Source organism: Halalkalibacter suaedae (genome assembly GCF_017939705.1).
Taxonomy (GTDB): Bacteria; Bacillota; Bacilli; order Bacillales; family Bacillaceae_D; genus Halalkalibacter; species Halalkalibacter suaedae.
The window spans coordinates 200170-212319 of the sequence record NZ_JAGKSQ010000004.1 but is presented as its reverse complement, the minus strand read 5'-3'; the positions used below and the strand labels follow the sequence as shown (position 1 = coordinate 212319).

Annotated in this window: 11 protein-coding genes; 2 read left to right on the top strand and 9 right to left on the bottom strand. The window is 37.3% G+C overall.

What is annotated here, in order from left to right; all coding sequences use genetic code 11:
* Positions 1 to 238 precede the first annotated feature (238 nt).
* On the top strand, positions 239 to 1195 hold the full coding sequence (locus tag J7W16_RS11260; RefSeq protein WP_210597407.1) for a calcium/sodium antiporter: 957 nt from the start codon (positions 239 to 241) through the stop codon (positions 1193 to 1195).
* A 156-nt stretch (positions 1196 to 1351) separates the two neighbouring features.
* Here the strand turns inward: J7W16_RS11260 and J7W16_RS11255 are convergent, their stop codons facing one another.
* Both J7W16_RS11255 and J7W16_RS11250 read right to left on the bottom strand, forming a co-directional pair.
* Complete coding sequence (locus J7W16_RS11255; RefSeq protein ID WP_210597406.1) at positions 1352 to 2083, bottom strand: alpha/beta fold hydrolase; 732 nt, start codon at positions 2081 to 2083, stop codon at positions 1352 to 1354.
* A gap of 123 nt (positions 2084 to 2206) precedes the next feature.
* Positions 2207 to 2656, bottom strand: a complete 450-nt coding sequence (locus J7W16_RS11250) for a hypothetical protein (RefSeq protein ID WP_210597405.1) — start codon at positions 2654 to 2656, stop codon at positions 2207 to 2209.
* 1239 nt (positions 2657 to 3895) lie between these two features.
* Here J7W16_RS11250 and J7W16_RS11245 point away from each other — a divergent pair.
* The gene (locus J7W16_RS11245; RefSeq protein WP_210597404.1) at positions 3896 to 4108 is read left to right on the top strand and encodes a S1 domain-containing protein; all 213 of its coding nucleotides are present in this window, start codon (positions 3896 to 3898) and stop codon (positions 4106 to 4108) included.
* A 205-nt stretch (positions 4109 to 4313) separates the two neighbouring features.
* Here J7W16_RS11245 and J7W16_RS11240 read toward each other — a convergent pair whose 3' ends face one another.
* The 7 genes from J7W16_RS11240 to J7W16_RS11210 all read right to left on the bottom strand — a co-directional run bounded on the left by J7W16_RS11240 (position 4314) and on the right by J7W16_RS11210 (position 12119).
* Positions 4314 to 4748, bottom strand: a complete 435-nt coding sequence (locus J7W16_RS11240) for a hypothetical protein (protein WP_210597403.1) — start codon at positions 4746 to 4748, stop codon at positions 4314 to 4316.
* Between the two features lie 398 nt (positions 4749 to 5146).
* Positions 5147 to 5371: a hypothetical protein gene (locus J7W16_RS11235; protein WP_210597402.1), complete on the bottom strand. Its 225-nt coding sequence runs from the start codon at positions 5369 to 5371 to the stop codon at positions 5147 to 5149.
* A 44-nt stretch (positions 5372 to 5415) separates the two neighbouring features.
* Positions 5416 to 5856, bottom strand: a complete 441-nt coding sequence (locus J7W16_RS11230; RefSeq protein WP_283246041.1) for a DUF5412 family protein — start codon at positions 5854 to 5856, stop codon at positions 5416 to 5418.
* Positions 5857 to 6208: 352 nt separating this feature from the next.
* Positions 6209 to 7225, bottom strand: coding sequence for a serine hydrolase domain-containing protein (locus tag J7W16_RS11225; protein ID WP_210597401.1), 1017 nt, complete (start codon positions 7223 to 7225; stop codon positions 6209 to 6211).
* 132 nt (positions 7226 to 7357) lie between these two features.
* Complete coding sequence (locus tag J7W16_RS11220) at positions 7358 to 8152, bottom strand: phosphotransferase (RefSeq protein ID WP_210597400.1); 795 nt, start codon at positions 8150 to 8152, stop codon at positions 7358 to 7360.
* An 884-nt stretch (positions 8153 to 9036) separates the two neighbouring features.
* The gene (locus J7W16_RS11215) at positions 9037 to 9663 is read right to left on the bottom strand and encodes a hypothetical protein (RefSeq protein WP_210597399.1); all 627 of its coding nucleotides are present in this window, start codon (positions 9661 to 9663) and stop codon (positions 9037 to 9039) included.
* 20 nt (positions 9664 to 9683) lie between these two features.
* Positions 9684 to 12119 carry a beta-glucosidase family protein gene (locus J7W16_RS11210; RefSeq protein ID WP_210597636.1) on the bottom strand — a complete coding sequence of 812 codons (2436 nt, stop codon included), beginning with the start codon at positions 12117 to 12119 and terminating at the stop codon, positions 9684 to 9686.
* Positions 12120 to 12150: the final 31 nt, after the last annotated feature.

Genomic DNA, 12150 nt, shown 5'->3' with positions numbered 1-12150 from the left:
AAAAGAGTCAGGGACAGAAGTGATTTAGCTAACAAAAGAACCGAACAAGATGGCTGATGTAATCCACTCCTGAAATGTACTTCGCTACTTAGTTGTTTGTTCATTATTCCAGTTAGAGACTTGCGTTATGTCCCTAGCTTCACTCAAAACGGTTTACTTACTAACCTAGTTGGGTAAACTTGTGTATGCGGAAATAATTATAGAAACAATTAATCAATTTATTATGAGAGGTGAAGTTATGACTTATGTTTTATTATTAATAGGATTTGCCCTTTTAGTTAAGGGTGCTGACTATTTTGTTGACGGTGCCTCGAAAATAGCGACAGGCTTGAGGGTTTCACCAATGTTAATCGGTTTGACAATCGTAGCCTTTGGTACAAGTGCTCCCGAGGCATCGGTCAGTTTTATTGCTGCCTTCGAAGGAACGAGCGATGTAGCGATTGGTAATATCGTAGGAAGCAACATTTTTAATGCTACATTCATTTTAGGAGTTACAGCAATTGTCTTTCCTTTAGCCGTTCAAAGTGACACACTCAGAAAAGAAATCCCATTTGCTTTGCTTGCAGCCATTACTGTATTAATCTTGATTAGTGATATTCAGCTACAATATTCAGAAGTCAATATCATTACGAGAACAGAAGGTATCCTGCTGCTCCTTTTCTTTGCCATTTTTCTTTATTATGTTTTTGAAATGGCAAGAAATAACCGAGATCAAATCGAAAACACTCCTACTGACACAGTGAGTACGTCTTGGGGCAAAAACCTCGCATTCACAATTGGGGGACTTGTTGGAATTGTTTTTGGTGGTAATCTTGTAGTCGAAAACAGTATTGAAATCGCTCTCGCACTCGGAATGAGTGAAACTCTTGTTGGCTTGACCATCGTAGCTGTCGGGACTTCACTTCCTGAATTAGTTACTTCTATCACCGCAGCCTTAAAGAGACAAACTGAGATTGCATTAGGGAATATTATTGGTAGTAATATTTTTAATGTATTTTTCATTCTAGGAGCTTCCGCAACAATCCACCCATTAGCTGTTGATCAAAAAATATTCCTAGATGTTTGGCTCATGATTTTCGTGACAGCTTTACTACTAATCCTTTCACGGACCCAATATCGGATTTCGAAAATCGAAGGTGCCGGTTTAGCTATGATCTACGTCATCTACCTGATTTTTATTATCCTTCGAAATTAAATCTCGAAATGCGGGTGGATATTGCTAGAAAGTAAAGAACGTATTGTTATCAAAAAAAATCAGAATTTACATTTTTATAAAAATAGGAACGCATTCAACGCCTAAGTATTTGGCTCCGGATGCGTTCCTATTTGTTTTATTTTAAAAGTGATATATCTAATTTCTGATCCCCTTAATTAACTTTCTCAAAGCAGTAACAACAATTCTTGGTTCATCATCTTGTATATAATGACCACTCTTTTCAGCAACCACTAATTGACTATCAGAGGATATTTCAAGAAGTTCTCTCTGCATTTCATCCCATAACTCTTGTGCTGGCTTGCAATAATGAGCTTTCTTACCAGCTGAGAGAACAATTACTGGAATATTTAGTTTACGTCGAGTTTCTTTTAGTTGCTTCAAGCTTTCCATGAATTCATCATAATTTCCTTCGTATATGAATTGCCTATTGTATGCTTGTTGAAAATCACGTGACATTATCGGGAGAAATCTTTCTCTATAATCCTCAGGAGTGGAGTCAATCAAAACAAGTCCACAAACTTCATCCTCGTATTCACTTGCAAATATCCGCATATTAACGCCACCAAATGAATGACCTACTAGTAGATATGGTGGTCCAATTTTCGCTTCATAAAGAAGTTCTCTCAGTTCTTTTACCATAAAACGGCTGGTTCTAGGATTAGGATTGCCTTCACTCCTTCCAAGTCCTGCTCTATCGTAAATGAAAACATTAGAGAGCAATGAAATATCTTCAATTACTGAATCCCAAGCCTTAGAAGAATCTCCATATCCAGCATCCATTACAATGGTTGGTTTCCCGGTATTTTCTCCGACTAATTTAGCATACAGTCTACAATCATTTATTTGAACAAACATTTCTTTAGTCACTTAACATCACCTTAATTTTCAGTAAAAGTTTATATGGCTTATTGAAACGATTTTTCCTATTGGGACTTGATGTGAATTCAAAATTCTCATATTTGAAAAACTTATTCATTCTCATAGGTAACCTCAAAATCCCTTGCTATTTCTCTTATAAAAACTCGTACAGAGCATATAACCAGCAACTATACCGTTGATCGTAACAAACGTTAATAATAGGTCTCCACCAATATAACTGCCCATCGCATACGCGGAAAACGGCAAATCAATTTTTAATACACCTATTATGTACATAATAGGGACAATCGACAAATATAAGAACGGGAGTCCTATTACAATTAATTTTATCCAATCAACTTTCCAATGTCCTTTCTTCGTTAGAGACTTAATCACATTAGGCATTGCTAGAACCACCCCTATGATTATTGGAAAAAATGACTCAAGTGCTGCAAGATGACGATAAGATAAGCTTTCATTTTCACGTAAGGTCATTTGAAACTTCAATCCCAGATAAATGAATCCTAAAAATAAGACTAAAAAGCAGATATAACGACCGAGGCGCTTCCATGTACTCTCCATGATTCACCTCCTAAAGGAATTCGATTAATTTTTCTCATTAACACTTGAAGAGTAGAGTTAAGTATTATAAGTTCTAATGATATCTGATTTTCATTTTCGTACTTATTCAAAATTCAACACCGCACTGACTACCATGAATATGCATTACTTCCTCACTTTAATAAGAAAAGATGCATCAACAAATGCACCTTAGATCGTTTTATTTAAATTACACTCCTTTTGGGTTAGTAGTACACTTCAACAGACCCACCGGAGATTCCTTCCTTTTGAATCTAGCTGATTTGAGAGACGAGAGCTTCGGTTATGAGCGAGATTCTGAACTTTATGAGCGGAACTCGCTATGTTATGAGCCGAATCTGGTAACTTATGAGCGGAAGTTACACTTTTATGAGCCTCACCCACTCTGGCTGGCTTTTCATTCACTCTGTCCTTAAAAGAAATGATTAATTTTATCTAAAATCCAGCCATTTAATCAGCTTCCTGCTAAGAAGCAGACCTCCTGCCTTTTGAATCTAGCTGGTTTGAGAGACGACAGCTGTTGGTTATGAGCGGGATTCAAAACTTTATGAGCGGAACTCGCTATGTTATGAGCCGAATCTAGTAACTTATGAGCGGAATGCACACTTTTATGAGCCTCACCCACTCTGGCTGGCTTTTCATTCACTCTGTCCTTAAAAAGAAATGATTAATTTTATCTAAAATCCAGCCATTTAATCAGCTTCCTGCCTTTTGAATCTAGCTGGTTTGAGAGACGACAGCTTCGGTTATGAGCGAGATTCAGAACTTCATGAGCCGAACTCGCTATGTTATGAGCCGAATCTAGTAACTTATGAGCGGAATTCATACTTTTATGAGCCTCACCCACTCTGGCTGGCTTTTCATTCACTCTGTCCTTAAAAGAAATGATTAATTTTATCTAAAATCCAGCCATTTAATCAGCTTCCTGCTAAGAAGCAGACCTCCTGCCTTTTGAATCTAGCTGGTTTGAGAGACGACAGCTGTTGGTTATGAGCGGGATTCAAAACTTTATGAGCGGAACTCGCTATGTTATGAGCGGAATCTAGTAACTTATGAGCGGAAGTCATACTTTTATGAGCCTCACCCACTTTGGCTGGCTTTTCATTCATCAATTATCGAAAGATTCATCACTTCATATCAGGAAATAAAAGTCTTTATTTTAGAGGACAAGACTTCGGTATGTTATCATAGGAGCAATTAGAAATGGAAAGGAGTCACCGCATGAAACGATTTTTGTTTGAGTACACGATACTTTCGACCGGAGCAAAGCGAACCTTTAGCATCGCCGAAAAAAGCGAAGAGCTTGCAAGGCAGGTGATTCAGGAGAGAATCGCGGATATCGAATTTACTGAACTCGAGGATATTCAAGTCGAGGGCTTGATCAAAACGCTGGATTTGAAAGACACCTATTATGAATGTGAAGGCTGTACATGATCAAAAAAGAAGCTGCTATTGCAGCTTCTTTTTTACTTTACCTTTTACATTCAAATAACAAGATACCTTAAGTAACTTGTTCAATACCAACATTAACTCTTCACTTGCTTCACTCTCCGGGTGGAGGTTTATGGAAATTCGTTCCTCTTACTTTGATGGACCCCTTTTTCTAAAGAGAAAAGCTATCCGACAAGATGTCTTCCTTCTATTTTTGAAGAAATTCAACTAGCATATCGTTAGTTAAACTACTATGTAAACTACCAAAGTGGCTTACTTTATCAGGATCCGTGATGTTCAACTCTGACCGACTTATTAGCGTAGAATATTCGCTGAAATCTTTATCACTTTCTTTAAACTCAGTAAATTCTATTTCTAACTGTTCATTTTCATTTTCAAAATTCAAGAGGAGTACATCATCTTTCAACTCATATGTTCCCTCTCCACTATTTGCACTTGATACCTTGCCATCTGAAAATTCTAAAGTCATGATCGAATGATACTTATCAGGATCATCAATATCCTCTTGAAATGGTGGAGTGTGCGAAACATTAAATGTGTGCCCTGATAATTCGTCGCTATTGCTACAAGCCGAGATTAATAGCACAGAAAAAAATAAAGTAAAAAACAACCACTTATTCATCATATGAACCCCTTTCCCCTTGCTGCATCCTATTTTTCTAGTAGTACATACGAATTAGTGCGATAAAAGTTTCAATATATCCTTTTACTTCAAATTAAGCTAATAAATAGAGGAATGAGAATCCAGTTTGCTAATTTGTCGGATCCTCATTCCTCTATTTCACCTAATTTCCCAATTTAGAACTCGGTTTATGATCCTCATTCCGTTATTAGCCATTTCCAGTCTTATATTCCAACATTATTAGCTCGTTAACGGAACCACGATCCACTTATCCTTTTTGAAGTCCATTTCACCCTTAAATCGATTACAACTCATAGTACGAAAATTGAATCGTACATTCATCATTGATTGCATGGATATCTTCCAATTGATCCCTTAACTCTCTACGCTCTTAACCTCTAGTTAAATAACCAACTGCCTATTAGCTGAAACAATGACATTACAACGACTATTGCAGGACCTAAAATGAAAACACCTATTAATAAAGACTTACTTATATCCCATAAGAGAGACGACGGCTTGCCGTCACTGTCAATATTATCAATTTTTTTATTCATTTCCTGTAACGATTTATTCATACTTTTTAGTTCTTTTAAAATTTGTTTTTCTGTTTCATTTTCCATCATTGAACCTCCGATCATTGATTATGATCTTTCTTCATCCGCTGCTAGTTTTGATAGCAAGTCTTATAGTCATCCTTCATTAATAAACTCTGACAAGCCAATCCATTTTCGTGGTAAATTTCTTTACCAACTTCAAGCTTGATACTTCTTTTCGAAGCGGGATCATCACGTTCTTCATTTAGGATATAGAGGTTATTTCCGTCGATCCATTCCATCGAGAAATCGCTTTTTGCATCACTATAATACACAATTTTGGCGTTGTCTTTCTTAGTATTATCGATGATTTCAACCCATACGTTTACGCCTCCTGCTGCCCCACCATATAGTTCATAGTAAGCATTAGCTGTATATGTTTCAGTTGGGGATAGCACAGATCCAGGGCCCTCTTGAAGAAACTCTCTATCAATTTCACTAAATGTAAAAAAGTACATCTCATATAGATAAATGGAAGACACTAAAAACACTCCCGATACCGTCGCAATCATCAGTTTCTTAGGAAGTGGCTTTTTCTTAATGAAGGACAGTAGTATGTAGGCACATAGAATTAAGAATAAGATAATCGTAAAGAGAGAAATGAATAAACCAAATAAAATTAAAATAATTATCCACCTTTCCTAAGTCTAAAGTACAACTCCATTTAGTTTAACACCAATTTCCTTTTATAAGGTTTTTTGTTATATCCTTATGATTATAAAGTTAAATAATTCCTTTTTATACTGCTAATGATAGGATCACAAACCAACAAGGCTTCCATAAATAAAGAGGATCACTGGAACAGCGATCCTCTTAACTACTATTATTTGTTTTTCTTTATATACCCACATTAGTCCTTCTTCATTACACACATTCCATTACTCTATCCCCAAAAGAGCGAACATCGGCCAAATAATCATACCCTTCAGGTGAACCTACACTATTAAACATACGAACCGCAACGATATTTTCTTGTGGAATGACTAATAATGTTACAGTTGTGTAGCCTAGTATTTGATACGATCCAAGCGGAACTGTTTGACCTATCTCTGATTTCTTTGCTGGTATCCCTTGTACAAACCACAAAAAACCGTTTCTCGGCAGATCGCCAGCTAATGTATGAGGGCTTTGGAGTGAAGTTGCCAACTGTATTATTTCTATAGGAACAATCTGTTTACCGTTCAGATTCCCTTGCTTCAGATGGAAATACCCCCAAAAGGCCAATTCACGAGCTGACACATACATATTCATCTTAGTACCATCTACACTTTCACTCGTCTCCAATGCATGGACCTCTTCTTCCCGATGGATAAGATCAACTAGTTTATTATTCTTTTGAGCATACCAATCTGATTGATGAAAGCCTAAGGGGGTAAATACTTGCTCATGAATAATTTCGGATATTGTTTTTTCGGTGACCCTTTTCACAATTTTGGTTAATGCTTCAACTCCTACCTGTCTATATGTCCAGTTTTGTCCAACTGGATACTCCCGGTAAGTCCCATCACCTTTTCCATTTAAACCGTGAGTGTGTGTTAACAAATGTCTTATTGTCGTACCCTTCCAGATAGCTCCGTCCAGTTCTGGTAAATAGTTTAGTACAAGGTCGTCTATGCTTTGTATGTAACGATTATGTACAGCAAAAGCCACAGCGAATCCGATATAGCTTTTTCTTACTGATGCGACGTGGAATTGAGTATCCTGCTGAACAGTTCTTGCATCAGGTTCTTTCGATTGTTTACCGATATATTCTTCTAACACAATCGAATCATTGTGAATGATTACGAGAGCGGAGCCTGAGCAAGCGACTTGATTGAACGTATTGTTAATGTGTTCTAAGACAAGCGTAAATGTATTATTAGGTTTATAGTTGAGATTCAAAACGTCATAGCTCCTTTACTAGTCGATGTATTATCTTTTCAGGTTAAAACGACACTATCATTTAACAAGAAAAAAGCGCCAAACCTACATGGCTTAACGCTATTACTATTGAATCATGTCCTGCTCGTTTCTCTAACCCCACTCTTTTCCGTGCTTACGAATAAAGTCAATGTCCCTTTGGTAGTGTTCATGATGTCCTTCGTCTATCATCTTTTGAAAAGCCATGTCACCTTCACTTGCTCTTCTAATCATGTATTTGCATAATCCATCTAAACGAAGCAATACCATCTCTAAATAATTCTCTTTCATTCCCTCAATACCGTACGCCTCAAAAAACAATGTAACTCTTTGTTTGATACGGTCGGCGTCCGTTGAGGCATGATAATAAACGGCCTCGCCTGCTTCCGTGTGATATAACCTACTTAACGGAATGCATGTGTAGAGAGTATAGGCGATATCCCAAAGTCTAGGACCAGGAGCAGCAACATCAAAATCGATAATACCTACTGGTTTGTAGTGATTAAAAATAATGTTGTAAATGGCAAAATCATTATGACAAATAACCTCCATTTTGTCTGGAGTATTATCCATAGGCGTCCATTCATCAGATAGCGGAAAGTCACTCACAGCATCATGATACATACGAAGCATAATAGCGATCTCTTTCAACACATCATTTGACCACATATATTTCTTTAAGGGATAATTACCAGCTTCCCCCTCTATAAATGATAGGATCTCTCTTCCTTTTTCATCAATACCTAAAAACGTTGGTGCATTATTAAATCCCTTGTTCTCCAAATGCTTTAATAACTTATGAACTTTGCTACTATTTTCCTTTAAATCTCTTCGTACAGTATCACCTGAGCGATATACGTTTGAGACATTTCCACCTGCAAGCATTTCTTCATGATCGTGCTTGGTCATTAAAATCCCCCCATAATTAGGGACACTATGACTGTGTCAATAGAGATGATATTTTCCCATAATAAAAAGCAGATAGACAAAGGTATCTGCTTGGTAATGGGAATAGAATTGTCCACACCATGAATCCCTTGAATGATTTAAGATAGACAAAATAAACGTATCCTTAACCATAAGGAATCGCTGTCGTCTCTCTATCTAATTAACAAATCATTACCAAGTAATCCACATATGTAGTCTAGATTCCCCTTTCCTAAACATCTCTGATATCATATTACCAATTATCACCAAACTAATAAAGACTATTTTATATTTTGGTTAGAAGTTCATATCGATTCGTATTGTTTTAAACGTTTTGAGGGTGTACATAATTATAGTGGTTAATTTCTGAATAAGCTAATTTTAGCAGATTTGATGCTATAGAATTCTATACGGACATATAATCCCTTAAATCGCAATAATTTGCTTTCTTTTCTTGTTTACGGACATTTGATCCGTTATTTCATATAAATCTTAAAGAAATGACACTCATAACACTGAATAACGGATTAAATGTCCGTTACTATACGATTTTTCGTTTTTTCCTATGATTAGCGGAACAAATGTCCGTAAGCAACCTTTAGGGATCTAAACCTCGTGATTCAAAGAAGCAACAATGGCTCCGCACATTGCAAGCCTACTATGAGCAGGCTTAGAATAATGTAACGGTTTCACTCATTACTTAAAGGCCACTGAAGAAAGGTGAAAACGACACACCTTTTTCAGTGACCCTTTGCAAAAGCCAAAGCTGAGACCCCACAGGCATAGCGTAATGTGGATCAACTATTCCAAATTTCAGTAACGGTCTGACCACGTTTCGGCTTATATCCTAGTCTTATAATAAATCATTACGTTTCCTGTGTATTCTCCTGTTTGAAAATAATCTTAAATATCGGATAGAATACCCAGAATGAAATTGCACTATTAATGATCATTGTAATGATATCTGCTGTTGTTTCACCTACAGCACCCATTCCCCATGTGTTCATAAGTAGATCATAGATTGGGGTTTTGTAGAATCCTTGAGCCGCCGCTGCACCTATAGTGATAATAATATAGGCTATAACATACCAGAAAGCTGCCTTCCAGATGTTGCTGTTTGATTTGAATGTGATGCTTCGTTGTGCAAAGAAATTAACAGTTTGAGCAATAGCTATCGTAATTTGAACTGCCAGAAAATAAGCTAATCCTCCACCACCACCAGCAGAAAGTGCCCCTGCTGCATAATCAAAAACGTAGTAAGGACTCCCATCGAAATTCTGACCAAACTGTAAGACTTGAAAGCTTGTCGTCACTAAAGATGTTTGTGCGAATATCCCCTTAAACACCGGCATTAACACAAGCTGTAAAACCGTTATTCCATTACTTAGCATGAAGAACACTAAGAATTGAGCAGTATTTGGATGCTTTTCCTTATATCTCTTCCAATACCCTATAGGTCCGGAAGCAATCGACTTTTCCTTTTGATTTTCCATTTTTATTCACCTCTGTGTGCTTAATCTAATGCCACCTTTCTCTTAGCGACCTTTCTAAGCTTTTTTCGTTCTTTAATCACATGATTTAAGCCTTTAAAGAACTTGCCATTCACAATCATTAAAATACCGTCTAGCATTGGCATATTGATAATGCCTCCTGTCATTCGTGCAATGCCACGGAATGGCATATGGTAGACAGACATCATAATTAGGTTCGCTGTTTCTCTCTTTCCTATTTTTCTCAGGAACCAATGAGAGAAGGTCATTAGTTTAAAAGCAAATCTAGCAAGAGCTCCTTTTGCATACTGACACTGGGCAATCGTATCATTATACCCAAGTGGCTTTGTACGATCCCAAGTAGAAACAGGAACTCTATAGCCAAGTAGATTTTCAAATTCTTCTACACTTATTTGGTGAGCTTGACCAGAATAATAGGATGGTAGCTTATTGTTTTCGTAAGGAATTGGAGCATTTGTACCTTCGACAAAGAGGCTACTCTCTAATCGGATATCAGAACTTGATGCACCAATCATGATTGAGTAATCAGCTTCTTCTATTTCCCATTTATTTGTCTTTACATTAAAGTAACGGAATGCTTTATCATCAAAAGGAATGGTTACTGTCTTTGTCTCACCTGGTTTCAGAAAGACTTTTGTAAATCCTTTTAGTTCTTTTTTCGCTCGCCATATTTTATCGGATTTGCAGCCAATGTAGAGCTGAGCAGCCTCCATCCCCACTACATGACCAGTATTTGTAATCGTGAAGGTTACACCATCCTTGTTGATATTGATCGTATCGTACTTAAAGGTGGTGTAGCTTAGTCCGTAACCGAATGGAAATAACACTTCTTTATTTGCTGTATCGTAATAACGGTAGCCAATAAAAATACCTTCTCGATATTCCACACTTACTTCCTTACCTGGAAACTGATGGTAGGATGGTGTATCCGCGTAATGGATTGGGTACGTTTCTGCCAGCTTTCCAGAAGGGTTCACCTCTCCAGAAAGAACTCTTAAAATAGCTTTGGCACCAGCCTGACCAGACAAGTAACCATGTACTAATCCTTTTACTTTATTAATCCATGGCATTTCAACGACAGAACCGCAAGAAAGAACGACAACAATATTTTCGTTTACCTCATACAGTGCATGTAATAACTCCACTTGGTTTTCAGGAATACTCATACTTGAACGATCTAAACCTTCTGCTTCTGTTACTTCATCAAGACCAATATACAAAAGAACAACATCAGCCTTCTTTGCTAATACACATGCCTGATCTACTTTACTTTGATTCTTCTTACCATACCGTTCAAATCCAGGTTCAAAGCCGATGTTAACAAATTCAGATCTTTCTAGTTCATCCAATGTATTATCTAGTTTCGTAGGATTTACGATTGAGGACCCAGCCCCTTGGTAACGAGCTTTTTGTGCAAAGTCTCCGATAGTAGCAACTTTTACACCTTTCTTAAGAGGTAGGATGTTGTCCTCGTTTTTCAGTAGTACAATCGATTCCTCGGCAGCCTTTTGTGCTAGCATATGATGTTTTTCTAAATCAAAGTCAAAGTCGATAGAAGGCTCCTTGAAAACCACTTCTGTTGTAAAAATAAGATCTAGTAATCTATCAACATTTTCATCTAGAAGCTCTTCTTCAATTTTCCCAGCCTTAATTGCTTGGATAATTTCTTGATTCGTCTCTCCTGAAGTTGTCGGCATTTCTAGTTCATTACCTGCAATTAGACCCGCTACGCGATCATTGCTTCCACCCCAGTCAGTAACGACTACCCCTTCATATCCCCATTCATCTCGTAGTATCTCTCTCATCAAATGGATGTTTTCATTTGTATAGGCGCCATTCAGCATATTATAAGCAGACATAACTGTCTTCGTTTTACCTTCTTTAATGGCAATTTCAAATGCAGTTAAATAGATTTCTCGAAGCGTTCTTTCGTCAACAATCGTATCAATTGACATTCTGCGCTCTTCTTGATTATTTACAGCAAAATGCTTCACACAAGCGGAAATGCCATGTGATTGGATGCCTTTAATATAACTAGCTGCCATCTTTCCTGCTAGATATGGATCTTCACTAAAATACTCAAAATTCCGCCCACACAACGGGTTTCGTTTCATGTTGATACCAGGTCCTAGTAAAACATTCACTTGCTGTGAAACAGCCTCTTGACCAAGGTAATCTCCAATTGTTTGTCCTAATTGTTCATTCCAACTATTTGCTATCGTTGCAGCAGTCGGAAAGCATGTAGCAGGAAGACTTTCATTCAAACCTAGATGGTCAGCCGCTTCAGCCTGCTTTCTTATACCATGTGGTCCATCTGCTAAAAACATGCTGTTAATTCCAAGCCGTTCGATGTCCATCGTTTGCCAGAAGTCTTTCCCTGACATTAACGATGCCTTCTCTTCTAACGTCATTTTCTCTATTAAGTCTCTATACTTCATCATTCTTCACCCCTACTGAGTTCCATTATCT